At 38.7% G+C, this 21,864-nt stretch carries 12 protein-coding genes and 2 rRNA genes; 9 read left to right on the forward strand and 5 right to left on the reverse strand.

From position 1 onward, the window contains the following. Positions 1-9: 9 nt before the first annotated feature. The 6 genes from LQ227_RS24905 to LQ227_RS24930 all read left to right on the forward strand — a co-directional run bounded on the left by LQ227_RS24905 (position 10) and on the right by LQ227_RS24930 (position 7,508). A complete protein-coding gene (locus LQ227_RS24905; RefSeq protein ID WP_230146447.1) occupies positions 10-1,650 on the forward strand; it encodes a SusD/RagB family nutrient-binding outer membrane lipoprotein in 1,641 nt (546 codons plus the stop codon). A gap of 84 nt (positions 1,651-1,734) precedes the next feature. Continuing rightward, positions 1,735-3,360: a LamG-like jellyroll fold domain-containing protein gene (locus LQ227_RS24910; protein WP_230151785.1), complete on the forward strand. Its 1,626-nt coding sequence runs from the start codon at positions 1,735-1,737 to the stop codon at positions 3,358-3,360. A gap of 434 nt (positions 3,361-3,794) precedes the next feature. Next, positions 3,795-5,564: an SPOR domain-containing protein gene (locus LQ227_RS24915; protein ID WP_230151787.1), complete on the forward strand. Its 1,770-nt coding sequence runs from the start codon at positions 3,795-3,797 to the stop codon at positions 5,562-5,564. After that, on the forward strand, positions 5,564-6,268 hold the full coding sequence (locus tag LQ227_RS24920; RefSeq protein WP_029279915.1) for a MotA/TolQ/ExbB proton channel family protein: 705 nt from the start codon (positions 5,564-5,566) through the stop codon (positions 6,266-6,268). The genes LQ227_RS24915 and LQ227_RS24920 overlap by 1 nt, the downstream gene beginning before the upstream one ends. Then, complete coding sequence (locus LQ227_RS24925) at positions 6,268-6,669, forward strand: biopolymer transporter ExbD (protein WP_025144642.1); 402 nt, start codon at positions 6,268-6,270, stop codon at positions 6,667-6,669. The genes LQ227_RS24920 and LQ227_RS24925 overlap by 1 nt, the downstream gene beginning before the upstream one ends. After that, the gene (locus LQ227_RS24930) at positions 6,669-7,508 is read left to right on the forward strand and encodes an energy transducer TonB (protein ID WP_215130675.1); all 840 of its coding nucleotides are present in this window, start codon (positions 6,669-6,671) and stop codon (positions 7,506-7,508) included. Before LQ227_RS24925 ends, LQ227_RS24930 begins: the two co-directional genes overlap by 1 nt. Positions 7,509-7,729: 221 nt before the next feature. On the opposite strand, the gene LQ227_RS24935 is transcribed toward LQ227_RS24930, so the two are convergent. Next, positions 7,730-10,525 (reverse strand): gliding motility-associated C-terminal domain-containing protein, encoded by a 2,796-nt coding sequence (locus LQ227_RS24935; protein ID WP_230151790.1) that lies wholly within the window; start codon positions 10,523-10,525, stop codon positions 7,730-7,732. Between the two features lie 266 nt (positions 10,526-10,791). On the opposite strand from LQ227_RS24935, the gene LQ227_RS24940 reads away from it, so the two are divergent. Then, entirely contained in the window at positions 10,792-12,081 is a 1,290-nt protein-coding gene (locus LQ227_RS24940) for a folylpolyglutamate synthase/dihydrofolate synthase family protein (protein WP_230151792.1), read from the forward strand. A gap of 42 nt (positions 12,082-12,123) precedes the next feature. On the opposite strand, the gene LQ227_RS24945 is transcribed toward LQ227_RS24940, so the two are convergent. Then, positions 12,124-13,782: a DUF3472 domain-containing protein gene (locus tag LQ227_RS24945; RefSeq protein WP_230151794.1), complete on the reverse strand. Its 1,659-nt coding sequence runs from the start codon at positions 13,780-13,782 to the stop codon at positions 12,124-12,126. 355 nt (positions 13,783-14,137) lie between these two features. Here LQ227_RS24945 and pafA point away from each other — a divergent pair, with 355 nt between their 5' ends. Next, on the forward strand, positions 14,138-15,796 hold the full coding sequence (gene pafA / locus LQ227_RS24950; RefSeq protein WP_230151796.1) for an alkaline phosphatase PafA: 1,659 nt from the start codon (positions 14,138-14,140) through the stop codon (positions 15,794-15,796). A 724-nt stretch (positions 15,797-16,520) separates the two neighbouring features. Continuing rightward, positions 16,521-19,916: a methylmalonyl-CoA mutase family protein gene (locus LQ227_RS24955; protein ID WP_230146454.1), complete on the forward strand. Its 3,396-nt coding sequence runs from the start codon at positions 16,521-16,523 to the stop codon at positions 19,914-19,916. A gap of 63 nt (positions 19,917-19,979) precedes the next feature. Here the strand turns inward: LQ227_RS24955 and LQ227_RS24960 are convergent, their stop codons facing one another. From LQ227_RS24960 to rrf (LQ227_RS24970), 3 genes are all read right to left on the reverse strand, one after another. Then, complete coding sequence (locus LQ227_RS24960; RefSeq protein ID WP_131032039.1) at positions 19,980-20,960, reverse strand: acyl-ACP desaturase; 981 nt, start codon at positions 20,958-20,960, stop codon at positions 19,980-19,982. Positions 20,961-21,450: 490 nt separating this feature from the next. After that, positions 21,451-21,562 (reverse strand): 5S ribosomal RNA (rrf, locus tag LQ227_RS24965). Positions 21,563-21,737: 175 nt separating this feature from the next. After that, positions 21,738-21,849: ribosomal RNA gene (gene rrf, locus LQ227_RS24970) — 5S ribosomal RNA — on the reverse strand. Between the last annotated feature and the right edge of the window lie 15 nt (positions 21,850-21,864).

Below are 21,864 nucleotides of genomic sequence, written 5' to 3' on the forward strand. Positions count from 1 at the left end.
CGAACAAACATGAAATCGATATATCATTCATCTCAACATAAAATTAAAGGCTTGTCTTTAGTTTTGCTTTTAGCCGTTGCCGGCCTAAATCAAGGCTGTAAAAAGAACTTTGAAAGTTTTAACACCAACGATAATTTACCGACTACTGAGCAGAGTTTAGCCTTATTGCGATCGGCAATTGGCCCTATTCAGCAAAATATATTTTCTAACTACCAAATTGCACAGAATTTAAGTTCTGATGCTTTTAGTGGGTACATGATGGCTCCAACACCATTTGGCGGGGGTATTAATAATATGAACTATTCGCTTAATAATGGCTGGAATGAAGCCGGTTTTAACGATCAATATACCAATGTGATGGCGCCAATTTCTAAAATTGCCATATCACCTTTAAAAGCAACTGCGCCAGAATCGTGGGGTATATCGCTTTTAGTACAGGTAATTGCGATGGATAGGGTAACCGATAAATTTGGTCCGATTCCGTATACACAGGCTGGTAAATCATTAATTTCTCAAGCTTACGATGATCAAAAAACGGTTTATACCGAATTTTTTAAACAGATTGATACAGCAGCAAATAATCTGCAGGCTTTTATCACAGCAAACCCTGGCAAAAAAGCCTACTACGATTCTGGTGATCTGGTTTATGGAGGAGATGTTTCAAAATGGCTTAAATTAGCCAACTCGTTAAGGTTACGTTTAGCCATGCGCATTGTTAAAGTTGATCCGGCTACAGCAAAGTTGCAGGCAGAAAAAGCAATGGCTGCAACAGGTGGATTAATGACTGTACCAAGCGATAATGCGGCTGTTGCACAATCGGGAAACAGAAATAACGACCTTTGGAATGTAACCGTAAATTACGATGGTGATAACGCAATGGGCGCAGCATTACAATCGTACCTGGTTGGTTATTCCGATCCACGTTTATCAATATACTGTACACCAGCTACCGATCCTCTTTTTGCAGGACAGTATGTAGGAATCAGATCGGGAGCGAATACTTCTTTTAACGGTTTGGGCAAAGCTGGGTACAAAACCTATTCGAGTTTAAATTCTTCTGTACCAGATAATTCAAAATCACCTATCGGACAAAAAGCACCACAAATATTAATGACGGCTGCTGAAGTTTGGTTTTTAAAAGCTGAAGCGGCTTTACGCGGTTGGGCGGGTGCAGGAGATGCACAAAGTAATTATGAAACAGGTATAACTACATCAATGCAACAATGGAACGCTAGTATTGGTGGCTACCTAACCGATGCGGTAAGCAAACCAACAGCTTATGTAGATCCGAAAAACCCAGCTAACAATGCAGCCCCAGTAAGCACCATTACCATTAAATGGGATGGGGCTGCATCTAACGAAGTGAAATTAGAGCGGATTATTACGCAAAAATGGTTAGCTATTTTTCCTGATGGAGCTGAGGCCTGGGCTGATTTCCGCAGAACAGGTTACCCAAAACTGTTTACAGTAGCCAACAACAATAGCGGCGGTACAATCAATACCCAATTGCAGATTCGCAGATTGCCATATCCAACAGCAGAATACGGCAATGGAAATAAAGATGAGGTACGTAAAGCCGTAACCTTGCTTGGTGGCCCTGATAATGGTGGCACCAGGCTATGGTGGGACGTGAATAAAGCGAACTTCTAACACACAAATACCACCGGGTAGGATAACGAAAGTTGTCCTACCTTTTTTATATCAAACCAATTTCTAACCAAAATTTTTAAACCTATGAGAAAACTAACCGTTTTCGGCGTACTGCTGTTAACAGCTTTCGCCCTGTTGTATGCTTGTAAAAAAGCCAATTCTGAAAAAGAAGACAACTCTTTGAGCACCAAAGGTACCGCCAGAGCTGCGACCAATGCCTCCGCCCTGGCCTTAACTGGCCCATTCATGACCGCCTATGTAGAGGTAAACAGCAACAATTTTGTAAACCCAGGTTGCTACACCTACGGCACTTCAGCTAGTCAGTTATTTGGTGGTTCTGTTATTTTTGCTGCCAATATCAATTCGGTAAATGGCGTACCAACTTTGTATTTCAATCCACAGGTACAAGAAACTTTAAATTCAGGCAAGGTGGCATACCTTAAATCATTAGGTATAAAAGTAGTACTAGATGTACTCGGAAACCACCAAAATGCAGGCTGGGGTTGCTTTACCACTTACGCACAGGCCGATGCCTTTGCCATTCAATGTGCCAACGCCGTACAACAATATGGCTTAGATGGAATTGATATTGATGATGAGTATTCTGCATGCACCGCAAATGATGGCTCGTTGGTGCTAGCAGCAGCAGCACTTAGGGCACGTATGGGCGCTGATAAACTCATTACCATGGCTGCATTTAATCAGGCCAATTATTTTACTTCTACTTATAACAACCAAAAACTAGGCGATATTTTAGATTATGTATTTGAGCAAACTTACTTCTCTACAAATTATGCCGGCCGTTTACAGCCTTACATTAATGCTGGCGTACCTAAAAGTAAATTGGGTTTAGGAACAGATTTAGGCAATAGCGATCAGGCAGCTGTAGCCACTTATGTAAAAAATAATGGTTTGGCCAGTGCCATGGTTTACAACGTCGCCAATAATTCGCAAACTAAGCTATCGGCCATGTCTAACGTACTATATGGTGCTGCAACTGCTGTAAAACCAAACTGTATTGATGGCAATGGTGGTACACCGCCAGCAGTCGGAAACCGATCTTTAGTTTTTGATGGAACAAATGAATATTTAAATTCGAATACTTTCAATCTTGCAGGCAACAGCTTAACTTACGAAGCATGGATTAAACCAGCTGCTTTTAAAGCAACTGCTCCAAATATCTCCACTATTATGGGGATTGAAGTGAGCGATGCCAATGTGGCTTTACTTCGTTTGGGTGATGCTTCTCTAGCCAACAATAAAGTGCAATTTGTATTGAATACAGGTGGTGCAACGCCTAAAAAGCTAAACTCCGCTACAGCGCTAAGTACTAATACCTGGTATCATATCGCGGCAACATACGATGGCTCGACCATGAAAATCTACATCAATGGCACTTTAGATGCCAGCATGAGCGCTACTGGTACTATTGCTGCTAACGGCACATTCCAGATTTCGAGAAGCTGGGATGCCAACAGAGGTTTTAATGGTCAGTTCGATGAAATGCGGGTTTGGAAATCGGCATTGGCACAGTCGACAATTTCAGCTAATAAATGCAGTGTAAGTGCTACAAGTACCAACTTAGAGGCTTATTGGAAATTCGACGAAGGTACTGGAACCACCATTGCAGACGCAACAGGGCATGGCCACACTACAAGCTTACTTAATATGGAGAGCACCGATTGGTCTACTACTGTTCCTTGTTTATAGATCCTCCTCAAAACAGTTATATTACCTAAAAAACCTAAGAGGTTGTATCATAAATATCGAATTGTCATCCTAAGCTTGCCTCAGAACGAATTGATTTTAACATTATGATACAACCTCTTTTAAAATCCTCCTCTTCTTTTCCTATATACGCTTTTCTTTAGTAAAGCGTTTCTATAACTTAGGCCTTAGCTTCAAAATCAATATTATATCGATTTAGCGATTTGCTTACTAGCATACCATTTCTATCTTTGTAACCGTTATCTTTGCACGGATACAGATATAGGTTTAGAAAACTGTGATTTTTTTTCATGATTAAAATAACAAAACTGTACTCGTTTTTGTCCCCTTTTTGGAATAGGATGTGTAGTAGCACCCGTAGACACTATTTGAAGGTAGAATATAATTTTTAATTTTAAACGCTTAATTTTACCCGAATGGATATCTTATCATACCTATTAGAACTCTTGCAGCAACGCAAAGAAGTTGGTATTACCGGCTTGGGCACCTTTTATAAAAAGAAATACCCAGGAAGATACGATAAGGAAAAACAAACGTTTTTGCCTCCCGGATATACGCTGCAATTTTCAGCAGAAGTAACAGAAGAAAACGCTTTAGCCAATTTCATTTCAGCTAAAACAAACATCAGTGACGATGATGCCCGTAATCACATTGCCCAGTTTGTTGAAGAAGTAAATCAAAAATTAGAATTAGACCATGAGGCCGAGTTACAAAATACCGGCCGCTTATTTTTTACCGAGCAAGGATTAGGTTTCGAACCGGTTAAAAATATGAACTATGGTTCTGAATTTTACGGTCTTCCATCATTGGCAGAAACCGTAATTGAGGAAATAAAAACTGATTTACCTCAACAAGAGGAAGAAGTTTACGACGAAATTGCTGAAGCACCAGTGGTACCATCTCCATTTGAGAATAAATCATATCAGGCTCCGGTAATCGAAAATGTAGAATTGGATGAAGTTAAAGATGATCTTAAAAACACTTTAAAACATTCAGAAACTCCTTCAGAAGAAATTATTGAAGCACCAGAATTTATTAAGGAACAGCATGAAGAACATCCTAACCGTTTTGGTCATACACCAGAATCGGAAGTAGAAAATATCGCCGCCGAACATCAGGCAATTGAAACACCTGAATCTGCTGAAGCACAAGATGAAGCAAATACTGCTGAAAATACACCTAAAGAAGAGGTAGAAAATACTAACGCTGAAGCTGTAGAAGTTCCCGAATCAGTTGTGGCACAGCATGAAGAGCATCCAGACCGTTTTGGTCACACGCCCGAGTCGGAAGCAGAAAATATTGCTGTTGAACAACCCGCTATTGAAACGCCTGAATCTGACGATGTACGAGACGAAGTAATTGCTACAGAAAATACCCCAGCGCCTGAGGAAATCAATACCGTGGAGGTACCAGAAACCGTTATTCCACAAAATGAACCTTCGAGCCGTTTCTCACTTAGATCGGAAACGGAGGAACCTAAAACATATATCAATTTAGAAGACGAAGCTAAAAATGAAGAGCCTGTAATTGAGGCCCCTGCATTTATAAAAGAGCAACATGCAGCGCATCCTAACCGTTTTGGTCACGATCCAATAGAACATGGAGACGAAACACAACAAGGTATGTCTACCTGGTTGATGATTACAATTGCAGTGTTAGCTTTGGTTATTATTGCAGCGATAACCTATTTGGTTAAACCAGAATTATTTACAGGTGGAACAGCTCAAGCAGTAAAACCGGCACAAGTAATTGCCGATTCGCCGAAGGTTGTTGTTGATACCCTAAAAGCAAAACAGGATTCTATAGCCAAAACAGATAGCATTTTAAAAGCAAACCAGGTTCAGAAAAAAGCAGATACAGCTAAAAAAGTAGCGGTAAAACCTGTAGCTAAGCCAGCTACCGAAACACCAAAAGAAAATAAAGTTGTACCAAACACTGGTCCTTCTACGTTTGATGTTATTGCCGCATCCTATAAAACAGTTGCAGGAGCCGAAAAATATATTGCCATAGTTAAAGCCCGAGGTTTAAATGCTAAAATTGCAAATATGGCAGGCCCGTGGAAAAAAGTAAGCATTGCGAGTTTTAAAACACAAAAAGAAGCTGAGGAGCAGAAAGATATTTTGCAGAAAAAACTAAAGGGAAAAGGGTTTTACGTACAACAAATATTTAACAACACACAACCATAATGATAACTTTATTAATTCAGGACACCACACAAGCATTACAAGACACAGCAAATGCGGTTAACCAAGCAGTAACACAACCACAGCCAGAACTACATTTTATCGATCTGCTTTTTAAAGGCGGCTGGGTAATGGTTCCATTGGCTTTTTTAGCATTGTTAGCCTTAGTTATTTTTTTTGAACGTTATTTAACCATTAAAAAAGCAACCAAAGACGAATCGAACCTAATGGGTCAGATCAGGTCGTATATCCAATCGGGAAATTTAGAGGGCGCTATGTCGCTTTTAAGAAATAATAACTCTCCCCTTTCGCGCATGTTGCAAAAAGGTTTAAAACGCATTGGCCGCCCAATTAAAGATATTGAAGGCGCGATTGAAAATGTTGGTAAACTAGAGGTTTCTAAATTAGAGAAGAACATCAGTATATTGGGTATTGTTGCAGGTATTGCACCAATGCTTGGTTTCGTAGGTACAATTGTGGGGGTAATTACCATTTTCCACCAGGTATCAATAAAAGGTGCAATTGAAATCGGAACCATCTCTGGTGGTTTATATACCAAAATGATTACTTCTGCAACCGGACTGATTATCGGTATTATCGCTTACGTACTGTATCACATTTTAAACATTATGGTCGAAAAAATCATCCTCAAAATGGAAACCGATGCAATTGATTTTATTGATTTACTAGAAGAACCAGGCAAATAATGAATTTACGCAAAAGAACAAAAGGATCGGTAGAAGTACATACTTCAGCGTTGAACGATATTATGTTCTTCCTGATGCTGTTCTTCTTATTGGCCTCAGCAGTGGTAAATCCTACGGTGGTTAAATTGTTGTTGCCACAATCATCTAGCGGACAGCAATCGACCGCCAAGAAAGCAGTTACCGTTACGATAGACGAAAATTTAAAATATTTCGTTGAAAAGAAACCAGTTAGCATTGAAGAATTAGAGCCAACATTGGCATCATACCAAAAATTGGCACCAGACATGACCATTCTTTTATATGTATCGCGTAATGTGACTTATCAGGATGGATTTGTGGTAAACGATATTGCCAATAAATTAAAATTAAAACTTGTTGTAGCCGTTGAGCCTAAAAAATAATGAACTACAAAGCACAAAACGTACCTAACGAGGAAAATAATTACCCTAAGGCCATTGCCATAGCAAGCGGAATTATGGGCTTTTTATTGTTGATCAGCTTTTTTATCGTGATTGGCTCGTTCCAGCCACCTGAAGAAGTGGGTATGGGTGGTATGGTTGTAAATTATGGAACTTCTGCAGAAGGAATGGGCGATGATTATACCAGCATTGAAGAACCATCGGCTGATCCAAACGCCAATGGTAAAGCGCCTGATAAGGTAACACCAGAAGAAAAAGTAACCCCAACTACCGCAACCGAAAATACTGAAAAGGAAATTCAGACACAAAATACGGAAGATGCCATTGCCGTAAATACTAAACCTACAAAACCGACTACTGCGGCACCAACTCCGGTAACTGAAGATAAGCCGTCTAAACCAGTGATTAATCAAAACGCGCTTTACAAAGGCAAAAAAAATACTGGTCAGGGTCAGGGAGATGGAACTGGAAAAACACCAGGAAACCAAGGTGATAAAGATGGCGATCCATTGGCATCAAATTATGGAGAAGGTGGTTCTGGAAATGGCAATGTACAGTTATCATTAGCCAGCAGAAAATTCATCGATATCCCTAGAATTCAGGATGATGGACAAAGCGCAGGAAAAATCGCCGTTCAAATCCGCGTAGATAAAAATGGTAAAGTGGTTCAGGCCCGTGCAGGTGCAAAAGGCACTACTCTATCTGATTTAGCACTTTGGCGGAAATGTGAACAGGCGGTATTAGGTGCGAGCTTAAACAAATTAGAATCAGCACCCGATGTACAAACCGGGATTGTAATGTTCAACTTTAAAGTGAAATAAAAAATATCTATGGTCTGTGTCTTCACAGACCATTTTTTTGTTATCATTTATTGTGCTGTCAGATATTACTATCTGACAGAAGACTTATCTCCTCAAAATTTTCGACAAACAATTATTACCAATTATAACCTGATTATCGGTCAGATGGTAACATCTGACAGCACATCCAACACCATAACAAATTACTTCGCATAAGTAATTAATCAACATAGTTTAACGGGCTATCGAATCAAGGTAACCGATCCCTTTTTAATTATTCTTTTATTTTCCTGAGTTGTAAACGATGCCACCCAAAAATAGACTCCTACGGGAACTGGCTGTCCTTTATAATCACCATTCCAAGCGTCATATAATTTATTTGAAGAAAAGATAACTACTCCCCTTCTATCGAAAATTTGCATCTGAAAATTAAAAGCCCTACTTCCCTCTTTCGCTTTAAAATCGTCATTTATATTATCCGAATTGGGGCTGAAAGCATTCGGAAATGAAATGTCGTTACAGGCTTCTGTTTCTAAAGAAACATCTAGCTCATCTACAATACAGCCATTAAGTTTGAGAATCGAAAAGGTGTATTTACCTTCGTACAAACCCGAAAAAACGTAATTACCTGGATAAACTACTCCATTATACTTGAGGTTATAATCAGCTGAACGGTTACCAATAGAAAATGAGATTTCCCCAGTTAAATCGCAAACAGGGTTTTTAGCATTAACAATCGAATGGGGTTTTGTTAACGAGTAATCTGGAACCACAACAGTTCTATATTCTGCTGGTGCACCACCAGATGCTTTTACTTCAATATCGTAGCTACCCGGACTAAGCATATTAAAAACACCTGTATTATTAGATGTTGAATTATTAAGTGTGAATGTATAAGTTTCTGGAATTGGTGGGCAATTAACTTTTATAAAGCCTTTTCCAAGAACATTACATTCGGCAAGCATCTCGATACTATTGATAACAATTGGACAGGGTTCGTATACTAGCTTTTTATTTAATTCATCAACAATACAGCCGTTAAGTTTTAAAATGGTAAAACTGTAATCTCCTTCAATTAAATCCGAAAAAATGTGGTTGCCAGGATAAACTAGTCCTTTATATTTCACATTATAATCAGATGAATTACTACCTATTGAAAATGATATTTCTCCCTTCAGATCGCAAGCAGGATTCTTAGCATTAATCTTTGTAAGCGGTTTAGTTAGAGAATAATCAGGTACTTCAATAGTCCTATATGTTGCTGGCGCACCACCAGATGCTTTAACCTCAATTGTGTAAGTACCAGGATCAAGCATATTAAAAACACCGGTATTATTTGATACTGAATTATTAAGTGTAAATGTATAAGTTTCTGGAATTGGTGGGCAATTAACTTTTATAAAGCCTTTTCCAAGAACGTTACATTCGGCAAACATCTCGACACTATTGATAATAACCGGACAAGGTTCGTAAACCAATTCTACATCAAACTCATCAATTAAACAGCTCTCTTTATTCAGCACAACAAAATGATAGTTGCCTATCTCCAAGTTAGTGAATTGATGATTATAGGGCAAAACATCATTTTTAAATTTTATCCTATAATCATTACTACCGGCAAAAGCATTAAACTGAATATTTCCTTTAGCGGCACAATCAGGATTTATTTTAGCAAAAGAAAATTCTGGTTGTAGTTGCTTGTAATCTGGCACAATTATGTCAGTTTCTAATTCATCTTCATCAGAAATAATTTTAATATGATAGGGCCCAGGAATTAAATTTTTGAATGTTCCGGTGGTATTGCTTAAATCATTATTTAAGATATAAGTATAAGCTGCTACATGTGGCTTTGTTAAAATACTAATTATTCCTTTGTGAAAAACATCACATTGTTGTTTTACCTCAGCCTTATAGAATTGGATTTTACATTTATCCCGTCCGACAATAAGATCCTGTTCATCAACCTTGCATGCATATTTATTTACAATTTCAAAGTGATTCGTATTACCACTTATTAAATTAGAGAATGTACTATTTAAAGGATACAACTTCCCATTGTATCTAATTTGATAACTGCTGTTTTGTTCAGGAGTATTAAAAGTAATTTCACCAAGGGTTTCGCAAAGCTGATTTTTGATCTGCCAGCTATAAATAGGTTTTATCAAATTAACCTCAGGAACATCAACTGTCGTGGTATAGGAATCGGATGCAGAGATGATGGAAAGTGTATATTGACCTTTGGATAAGCCGGTAAACTTACCTGTTGCATTGGTAACACCATTTAAAGTATAGGTAAAATCTTCAATATGAGGCGCGGTAATAACATCTACATTGGCTGTGTTTCCCAAAGTACAATCTTGGTTTATATCTACATGATCAAATTCTATCCCAATAATGCTCCCATCTTCAACCATACTTGCGGCATCTAGAATATTATAAGGAAGCGTCCCTACCACACCAACCATTTTTTGATTTTCTATATCAAATTCGATAATATTGGTTTGAGCACCAGAATTTGCCAATCCATAAACTGTGTTTTTTCTGAGGCCAGTTGAAACACTAACGATCCCATAAAGGGGTAAATTTGCAGGCAATGGAATATGAAGGGTACTTTTATTAGGTTCTTTAACATTAATCTTCACTATCCCTTGATATGCTGCCATATAAAGATCTTTTTTATAAAAACAGACATCTCCTGTGGGTGAATAATTCAGTAAACCTAAGGCTTCTGATTTTCCTGTATTAATATCTGTATTGAATAAATAACCAGAACAATAATATAACTTATTATCCGCTCCAAGGGTAAGTGAATTTGAGCCAGACATACCTAAAAATAAACGCCTGCAATTTTCAATACTGTTCTCTTTTACATCCGCAGTGTATATTTCTGAATTTCTGAACCAAAATAAATTATTCCTGTTCATAGCGATCGAAAAATACTGATCACCAGGTGAGCATCCGACTATTTTTGTAGATTTTACCCCTTCGCTTGTAAATTCAACTTTATAAAGGTCGCTTGCTCCCTTAGAATAATCCATAGAACTTACATAAAAAGTTTGAGCTGCAAGTTTAAAAAAGCAAGCTAAGAGCACGAAAAGGATTAGACTAAATTTATTAATCACTATTATTGAGACCGTTAGATACCTGCAAATATAACAACATAACCTTACAAACTAAATCGCTACTAAACACTTTTAAAGTAATCACCTAACTTTAATATTAAAAACTTAGAAATACCAGTTTTAATAAAATCTGCTTATTTCGTTTCATAATAACTCCAGTCAACTTATATTTGATGTAAATTATGAACTACCAACAAACGCTTGATTTTTTATACAGTAAACTCCCCATGTTTACCCGCGTTGGCGCATCTGCTTTCAAAAAAGATTTAACCAATACCATCATTCTTTGTGAAGCTTTGGATAATCCGCAGGATAAGTTTAAAAGTATCCATGTGGCGGGTACAAATGGAAAGGGTTCTACCTCACACATGCTGGCTTCGGTACTGCAATCGCAAGGATATAAAACAGGATTGTACACCTCTCCCCATTTAAAAGATTTCCGCGAACGCATCCGCATCAATGGAAAAATGATCAGCAAAACTGAAGTGGTGTCATTTGTAAAAGAACAGCAAAAACTCATCGAAAAAACCGAGCCTTCATTTTTCGAAGTCACTGTGGCCCTTGCATTTGATCATTTTACCAAACATAAAGTTGATGTGGCCATAATTGAGGTGGGTTTAGGTGGAAGGTTAGATTCGACCAATATCATTACACCGCAAATTTCGGTCATCACTAATATCAGCCTTGATCACATGAATATGCTGGGCAATACGCTAACCGAAATCGCTCGTGAAAAGGCAGGCATCATTAAAAGGAATATTCCGGTTGTAATCGGCGAAACACAAGCAGAATTGGCTCCAGTTTTTGTCAGTAAGGCAAAAGAAGTAGGTGCTCAGATTGTTTTTGCTGATGCGGAGTTAAGGGCTCAGGATTTTAAGATCAGGAACAATATGCTTTCCCTATCTGTTTATCAGAATAGTGAAATTAAATACAAGGATCTTCAAAGCGATCTTACCGGCGTTTACCAGCACAAAAACATTTTAACCGTTTTAAAAACCCTCGCTGTACTTAACGAGAAAACGGAAATTAAAATCGATCAGGAAGCGATTTACAAAGGAATAAGCCAGGTTAAAAAGCAAACCGGTTTACAAGGACGTTGGCAGACTTTGGGTAAAAATCCTTTGGTTATTTGCGATACCGGCCATAATGAAGCTGGCATTGCCGAGGTAATTAAAAACATCGCCCAAACTCCTTACCAAAACCTGCACATTGTTTTTGGAATGGTTAAGGACAAAGATATTTCGAAAGTTTTATCCCTGATGCCTAAAAATGCTACTTACTATTTCTGCAAACCAGACTTAGAACGTGGTTTAGCAGCAGATGAACTTAAAGAACAGGCTGCAACATTTAATTTAAATGGAAACAGTTATGCATCGGTAATCGAGGCAAAAGAAAAGGCCGTTCAATACGCAGATCCAAAAGATTTGGTTTTTATTGGAGGAAGTACATTTGTAGTAGCCGAAGCGATATAAGCAAAGGAGATAAACAACATTTATCTCCTTTGCTTATATAAATTACTGTGCTTCTAAAAGCCATTGCTGATTTGATGATCCAGCACTACCATTCATACTATACTGCACAATCTTAGTACCACTGCTTGTACTACTACCTGGATTGTCTAGAACATAATGATTAGAAAGATTACTTTGGATTACATATTTATTAGCGCCAACAGGAATTAAATTCCAATTTTGATTTGCCCCATTGGTAATGGTGTACTGAATGATATTTCCATTTAATGCCTGCACGCCTCCTGCAATATCCAGTGCTTTATTGCTATTGGCATAAACAACAATATAACTTGTTCCCTGTGTGTTAAACTTCCATTTTTGACCATTTCCGGTGGCACTGGTACTTTGAACTAAAAAGGCGCTATTAGCGGTACTGTTATTTTCTATGGCGAGATAAAGCCCACTCGACGCATTTTTTATCTTGTACCAGGTACTTCCCGAAATACCATTGGTAACCGGCACTGTTAACGGTGTTGAATTCTGGTTAAAAATATCGGTAAGGGTAATTCTAACCGAATAAGTACCTGTGCCTAGGCTGCTGGTAATCGTCACAGATCTTTTTTGCGGCAATACTTCATTTACAGTATTAACTACAGTACCTGATGAATTCAATAATTCAATTTTTGAAGAAAGCTGAGGGCTTTTTAGCTGATTATTTATCCAGTTTACCGTAACCGTATTACCATTGGCAACAGCCGTTGCAGATTGTACCTCACCAATGGTTAATGTTGGTGTAGTACCCTGATTGCTTTGTGCCGGAAGACTTAACGTTCTTCCTGTACCAAAACCGGCACTCGGCTGGGTATTTCCTCCATGTTCCATAAAATAAGCATCTTCAGTAGTATCATAGCCTGAATTAAAAGCCCTATCGTAAATCCCATTTCTACCCTCATCTCCTGCATTGGCACTAAAACTTCTACTGGTATGTTTTTCCCATGTATTGCTTGTATTTAAGTTCCAACAATCCTTAAAAAATGCTTTTCTAACATACCTTCCGTCATAATCAGGATTAGTTCCAACCCAGTTTTCTAAGAATGCATCGTTACTCGATCCCAGGAAAGTAGTGCGCTCAGGAATAGCCAATGTACTGGTATGAAACCAAACACCACTCGATTGATTTTGGATGAAAGTACCGATATATAGCTTTCCATCTCGTTTCCATGCTCTTAAGGCTATATTATACCAGGTATTAAGTGCCCATTGGTAGGGATTAATTGTTTTATATCCATCACCCTCTCCCCCGAATCTACTGCTAATGGTTTGTGCACCGGTATAAGCCACTTCAGAATAGATCCCCCCAGAAGTATTTGGATCCCACAATGAGGATATAAGGATGTTTGGTGTTCCAAAAGAATTATCAGGTGTTTGCTGTAAGCCTGCATAGCCGCCCGAATAATTATGCACAGAAAAATATTCGGCATAGGCAGATTGTGTAATTTTTATTTTATGTAGTTTAGCAATAGCATCAGAAGGAAAAGAAAAATATAAATGTTCTGACGGAGCAGCATTTTCTCCGCTTACAGGAGCTGTATTTACAGAACTCTTTTTGGGTATCGATAATTGGGGATTTTCAGCAAGAATGTTTTTCTGACAAGACAGAATGCTAAATAACAAGATAATCCAAGCCGGTAACGACCAGGAAAAAGTAGTAAATGGTTTCATAGTTTTTTAAGGTTAGGTATTAATTTATAATTGATTATTAAAACTACCAATTAAACAATGCTGTTATTTTTTTTTGTCTACACAAACGATTGAGTGCCCTTCTGAGCTTCAAACAATTCATTAACACCCTAAAAATGAGATAGCTAACCTCATTTGAATAATTTTAAAACTTCAAAATCAAAGTATCAAACCAATTAACCTCTTTTTGACTCATATCAATAAGGCAAACGTTTGCGCATAATTAATCCTACATACATAGATTAGCGTGTAATTTGCATTAGTTTCTAAATCTTTACATAAACTTCAAAATATCTTCACTTAAAAGTTATTACTTTAGCCTTTTAACTAAAACACAATGAAGAAAATATCCTGTCTAATCTTTTCCATTTCTATTTTTTCGATCGCAATCACCTCAGCCCAAACTAAAAAACCTTCCACAGCACAACCTAAAGCATTCCCTGCCGAGGTGGCCCGTCCTAAATTGGTGGTTGGCTTAGTGGTTGATCAAATGCGTTGGGATTATTTATATCGCTACTATAACCGCTATACCAATGGTGGCTTTAAAAGATTAATTAATGAAGGTTTTTCTGTAGAAAATACTTTTATTCCTTATACACCAACTTATACTGCCTGTGGCCACACATGTATCTACACAGGCTCTGTTCCGGCTGTACATGGTATTATCGGTAATGACTGGTACGATCCTGAAACCAAAAAAAATGTATACTGTACAGAAGATTCTTCTGTATCTACCGTTGGGAGTACACCATCTTCTGAAGGAAATATGTCGCCAAAAAATATGCTAACCACTACCATTACCGATGAACTGAGGTTAGCTACCAATTTTAGAGGTAAAGTAATTGGTATTTCATTAAAAGACAGGGGTTCGATCCTTCCTGCCGGCCACGCGGCAAATGCAGCATATTGGTATCAGGGTAGCACCGGAAACTGGATTACCAGTACTTACTACATGAAAGAAGTACCAACATGGATTGCCGATTACAATAAATTGAAATTGGCAAACAAGTTCTATGCAAAAAACTGGGAAACATTGTATCCAATGAATACCTATGTTAATAGCACAGCAGATGAGAAAGCATACGAAGGCAAATCGAGCACATTCCCTCATCAGCTTACCCAAAATATTGATAAAAATTTCGATGCCATCAGAAGCACGCCTTATGGTAATACCATCACGTTAGATCTTGCAAAATTGGCGATCCTTTCTGAAGATTTAGGGCAAGATAACATTACCGACTTCTTAGCCGTAAGTTGCTCATCCACTGATTATGTTGGTCATGCTTATGGTCCGAACTCAGTGGAAGCAGAAGATACTTATTTACGTTTGGATAAAGATTTCGAAGCGTTTTTCAACTACCTGGATAAAAAAGTAGGTAAAGGAAATTACACGGTATTTTTAACTGCCGATCATGGCGCTGCGCATGTACCAGGCTTTATGCAAGAAAATAAAATGCCTTCAGGCGTAGTGAGTGACCGTGATATCGCAAACAAATTAAATGCTTACTTAAATGATAAATTTAAAGTAAACAATGTGGTTTTAAAATCTCAGAACAATCAGATCATTTTCGATCATGATAAAACCGATAAAGGTGATGTAAGTTTCGATGTAATTAAATCGGCATCTGTAGAATTCTTAAAAAGATTAGACGGTTTCCAAAATGCAGTTGATATTGCTAAAATATCGCAAAGCACACTTCAGGAAATCCAGAAAATGATGATTACCAATGGATACAATGCCCGCAGAAGCGGCGATATCTACTATGTTTTACAACCAAACTGGTTTAACGGTGGCAGCACAGGTACCACACACGGAAACTGGAACCCATACGATTCGCACATTCCATTGGTTTTTATGGGCTGGGGAATCAAAGCCGGAGCATCTAATAAAACACATTACATGACTGATATTGCACCAACCTTAGCGGCTTTGCTACATATTCAAATGCCAAACGGAACCGTCGGGGAGCCAATCACCGAAATCACCAATAAATAATTTACAAAAAAACTATGCCCACCAGCATAGTTTTTTTGCTTTAATGAAGTCGTCATCTCGACTGGAACGCAGTGGAATGGAGAGATCTATCATCATAGATTTCTCGACTCCGCTACACTCCGCTCGAAATGACGGTAGCTTGAGGTAGGCATATACATCAGGTTCTCATTCATCAATATTGATTTTATACATAATTCAAACTCAAAATGACGATAACTTGCTAAATTTCTTACTTTCTTTATTTTAGATCATGTCAACATACATCGCAACCAAACTTACACCCATGCTCGAATCGCATGATATGCAAGCAACACTAAAGTTTATACAGAAGTATTAAACTTCACTTGTGATGTAAAACTTGACGATCTGAGTTGGTTAACCCTCCGAAAAGATGAGATCGAAATTATGTTTTGTTCTCCAAACAAGCATCGCAATATCCCTAAATCAATTATGAGCGGTTCGCTTTACATCAATACAAACGAGGTAACTACACTCTGGAAAAGTTTAAAAGATCAATGTGAAATCTGTTACCCACTCGAAATTTTGACTATGGTACGAGGGAGTTTGCCATTTACGACAATAACGGCTATTCATTGTAATTCCAAAAGCCATAACGGTATAGGGTATTCGCTGTTTAAACTCCTTATTTTAGTACATTTGCATACCAAATATATTTGGACAAGGATCGGTTATTTGAGCATACTGATCCTTTAAATCCTATCATATGCAACAAGTAGAAATATATAAGCCCAAAAATAAAATCCGTTTTGTAACTGCCGCTTCCCTTTTTGATGGACACGATGCAACCATTAATATTATGCGCCGTATCCTCCAATCTTCAGGAGCTGAAGTCATCCATCTTGGCCATAACAGATCGGTTGATGAAGTGGTAAACTGTGCCATTCAGGAAGATGTTCAGGGCATTGCAATGACTTCCTATCAAGGCGGGCACATTGAATACTTTAAATACATGTATGATCTCTTGCAAGAAAGAGGATCAGGCCACATTAAAATATTTGCAGGTGGCGGTGGCGTAATTTTACCTTCAGAGATAGAAGAACTCCAGGCTTATGGAATTTCTAAAATTTACTCTCCAGATGATGGCCGTAAGATGGGTTTGCAGGGCATGATCAACGATATGCTGATCAAAACCGATTTCATCACTAAAGCCAGCATCACTAACGAGCTCGAAACTATTCCTACAAAAGATATTAAAGCCATTGCCGGGGCCATTACCGTTGCAGAAAATGATCCCGAAGGGGCACAGAAATTTGTAGATGAATTAAAAAAATTATCCAAAAACAACACCGCTCCTATTTTAGGCATCACCGGAACGGGCGGAGCCGGAAAATCATCACTGGTAGATGAGCTTGTCCGCCGTTTCCTGGTAGAAGTGAAAGATAAAACATTAGCGATTATCTCTGTCGATCCTTCCAAAAGAAAAACAGGCGGCGCTTTATTGGGCGATCGTATCCGAATGAATGCTATCAATAACCCGAGGGTTTACATGCGTTCTTTAGCCACCCGGCAGGCCAACCTTGCACTATCCAAAAACGTTCAGGAAAGTATCGATATCTGCAAAGCCGCAGGTTACGATTTAATTATTGTAGAAACCTCTGGAATTGGCCAGTCGGATACCGAAATTACCGAACACTGTGATGTTTCCCTATACGTAATGACCCCTGAATTTGGTGCAGCTACACAGTTGGAGAAAATCGACATGTTAGATTTCGCTGATCTGGTAGCCATTAACAAATTTGATAAAAGAGGTGCATTAGATGCACTGAGAGATGTGCGCAAACAATACAAACGCAACCACAATATTTTTGATGCGAAAGATGATGAAATTCCTGTTTATGGAACCATGGCATCGCAATTTAACGATCCGGGAATGAATAACCTCTTTGTGGCATTAATGGAGCAAATTAAGGTAAAAACCGGAACCGATTTCAAGGCTAAAATGGAACTCACTTCCGACCAATCAGAGAAGATTTATATCATACCACCCGATCGCATCCGTTACCTGGCAGAAATTGCCGAATCGAGTCAGATGTATAACGAATGGGTAGATAAACAGGCTACCATTGCCCGGAAAATGTATCAATTGAAAGGTGTAATCGATTTGGCCGGTGATATTAATTCCCCCTTCCTACGAGGGTCTCCGCCGGACGGGGTGTTAAAAAGCTTAAATGCAACATACTCTTTCTTCGAGGAACAATTAGATGGCGAATGCAGGCGTTTATTGCGCCAATGGCCAGATACCAAAAGAGCTTACAAAGAAGAGTTTTTCATTTATAAAGTCCGCGATAAAGAGATTAAACAACCTTTATTTTACGAATCACTTTCAAAACTGAATATCCCTAAAGTGTCTTTGCCAAGATATGAAGATTGGGGTGATATTTTAAGATGGTTGCTAACCGAAAATCTTCCAGGCGAATTTCCTTATGCAGCAGGTGTATTTCCGTTAAAAAGAGAAGGCGAAGATCCGACACGGATGTTTGCTGGGGAAGGTGGGCCTGAAAGAACCAATAAACGTTTTCATTATGTTTCTTTAGGTCAGCCCGCACACCGCTTATCTACTGCCTTTGATTCTGTTACCCTTTATGGAGAAGATCCGCACATTCGTCCTGATATTTATGGCAAAATCGGAAACTCGGGTGTAAGTATTGCCACTTTGGACGATGCTAAAAAACTCTATTCGGGTTTTGATCTTTGTGCCCCATCCACTTCGGTATCCATGACCATTAACGGTCCTGCTCCGATGTTACTGGGCTTTTTCATGAATGCAGCAATCGATCAGCAATGCGAAAAATACATTATCGAAAACGATTTAACTAAGGAAGTTGAAGCTAAAATTGATGCAATCTATAAAGCAAAAAATATACCGAGGCCAACCTATAATGGCGCATTACCAGAAGGAAACAATGGCTTAGGTTTAATGCTTTTGGGCCTTACAGGAGATCAGGTTTTACCTGCCGATATTTATGCCCAGATCAGGGCTAAAGCCATTAACTCAGTTAGGGGAACCGTTCAGGCCGATATTTTAAAGGAAGATCAGGCACAAAATACCTGTATATTTTCTACAGAATTTGCCTTGAGGATGATGGGCGATATCCAGAAATATTTCATAGAGGAAAAAGTGAGGAACTTCTACTCGGTATCCATTTCGGGCTATCATATTGCAGAAGCAGGTGCTAATCCAATTTCCCAGCTGGCCTTCACTTTAAGCAATGGATTTACCTTTGTAGAATATTATTTGAGCAGAGGCATGCACATCGATGATTTTGCCCCTAACCTGTCTTTCTTCTTCTCTAATGGAATCGATCCGGAGTACGCCGTTATCGGTCGCGTAGCCAGAAGAATTTGGGCCAAAGCCATCAAGAATAAATACAAGGGAAATGACCGCTCGCAGAAGCTTAAATACCACATCCAAACTTCTGGCCGTTCGTTACATGCACAGGAAATTGATTTTAATGATATCCGTACGACTTTACAGGCCCTTTATGCCATTTACGACAACTGTAATTCGTTACATACCAATGCTTATGATGAAGCCATTACAACGCCTACAGAAGAATCTGTAAGAAGGGCTATGGCGATCCAATTGATTATCAACAGAGAATTGGGGCTAGCAAAGAATGAAAATCCTTTACAAGGTGCTTTCGTCATCGAAGAATTAACTGATCTGGTAGAAGATGCTGTACTTGCCGAATTTAAACGCATCAACGATCGTGGTGGGGTATTGGGTGCGATGGAAACGATGTACCAGCGCGGAAAAATTCAGGAAGAAAGTCTGTATTACGAAACGCTTAAACATACAGGCGAATATCCTATTGTAGGCGTAAATACCTTTTTAAACAAGAATGGTTCACCTACTATTGTTCCTGGTGAGGTAATCCGCGCTACAGAAGACGAAAAACAATATCAGATTTCGGCATTACAAAAATTCCAGGACCGAAATGCAGATCGTGCTCCAGATCTCTTGAAACAACTTCAAAAATCGGCTATTGCCGGCGACAACATCTTCGAACAGCTCATGGAGGTTTGTAAGGTATGTTCATTGGGCCAGATCAGCAAGGCGCTTTACGAAGTTGGTGGCCAATACAGAAGAAACATGTAATAAAAAAGCCCTTATCGATTTGATAAGGGCTCATATAATTTTATTAACTAAAGATTCAAAAATCTAACCAGCAATCCAGGTAAATTTATAGTCTATAGTAGGGTTTTTCATTCGCTCGGCAACACGTAATAAACGTGAAGGTAAAGCCATAATATAATCACGGGCTTTTTCACCAGCTTCATTTAAATCGCGCATACCCTCAATTTTCCAGTCTTCAATCAACTGTTGCATAATTTCAACATAATCAACCGCAGTATAAACACCTAAACGTTGCGCAGCATCTGTAAAGTGACCAAATGTTTGGCCAATTTTCAAACCTACCTCACGTAAGAAATGGGCTGGCATTACAATTTTCTTACGCATCATATCTTCGAAAGCCAACATTGCTTCATTAGGATCAACCTCAAAAATACGGTTCATGAAATCTTTATAAGCTTTTGCATGTCTGGCCTCGTCTGACGCAATTACACCACACATTCTAGATAATAACGTATCACCATCTTTTTTAGCCAAAGAAGCTACTCTTCTGTGCGATACATTGGTAGCCAATTCTTGAAAAGAAGTGTAGATAAAGTTACGGTATGGATCATGCCCGGTACCAATATCGAAACCATCAGCAATAAGATACTGTGTAGAAATTTCCATTTGGCGCATATCTACACGGCCTGATAGGTATAAATATTTATTTAACAAATCACCATGACGATTTTCTTCTGCAGTCCAATGGCGAACCCATTTCATCCAGCCACCTTCTTCGTCCCTACTATGTCCATCAACCATGGCTAACCACGATTCGTATGTTGGTAAAGCTTCTTCAGTAATGGTATCGCCAATTAAAACGGCCACTAAATCGTAAGAAAGATCTTTTGCGTTATCCCTCAAAATTCTTACATCTTGATAAAATGTTTCACTAGTAGAATCTGGTAAAAAATCAGAAGGTTGCCAGTTGGTATCGATTGGTTTCAAATAAGTTCCCATCGACTCCAGCATATATTTTTCAATATGCAACATTACTTCCCTTCTTTTATCTGCAAAAAAACTCATTACTTATACTTATATTTTTGTTAAAAACAAAGATAACCAAATATTGTGGCAAACCTTGTGATATTAACATATTTAGCGCTAAATCAGTTTTAAATGTGGCTAAAATTATCAACAATGGCACAAATGGTTTTATTTATTGTACACAAAGCGTTTATGGAAGAAATATAGAGCGCTTACTCTTCGGTTTGTTATTAGGAGCGCAGTAACAGTAACATATAGGTTCGGTTCCGTCCTGCTGTACGCTGCAATCCTTTTTGGAAACCCTTGGGATAGACAATCTACCGCTGCCCAAAAGGGATTTCCGCTGCCATCACGGCTATTGAACCTGGGACGGAAGGTGTAAAAACTCAGCGGAGATCAGCATAATCAGCGGGAGCAGTGCCTTAACCCATCTTAACTCCTTAATGGTGAAAACAAGATAGGCATGGCTATAAAATGCTTTTAAACGAAGAAAACCCTTCAACATTGCTGCTGAAGGGTTTCTTTTAAGATCTGGCACCGACCTACTCTCCCACGTGTTACCGCAGTACCATCGGCTCTGGTGGGCTTAACTTCTCTGTTCGGAATGGGAAGAGGTGGACACCACCGATATAGGCACCTGAATATTTTTTTCAAGACTAAAGAAGAAAGCTTAAAGACTAAAGCGGCATTGCCTTTGGCCTATGCTCTTTCAGCTTTTCGCCTTTCAGTATTTCAATTTCACCGGCCTTAAAACACAGAGCCCTGTATATAACGAAGAAAACCCTTCAACATTTCTGTTAAAGGGTTTCTTTTAATATTTGGCACCGACCTACTCTCCCACGTGTTACCGCAGTACCATCGGCTCTGGTGGGCTTAACTTCTCTGTTCGGAATGGGAAGAGGTGGACACCACCGATATAGGCACCTAAATGTTTTTATTTGAG

The organism is Pedobacter sp. Bi27 (genome assembly GCF_918698255.1).
Lineage (GTDB): Bacteria > Bacteroidota > Bacteroidia > Sphingobacteriales > Sphingobacteriaceae > Pedobacter.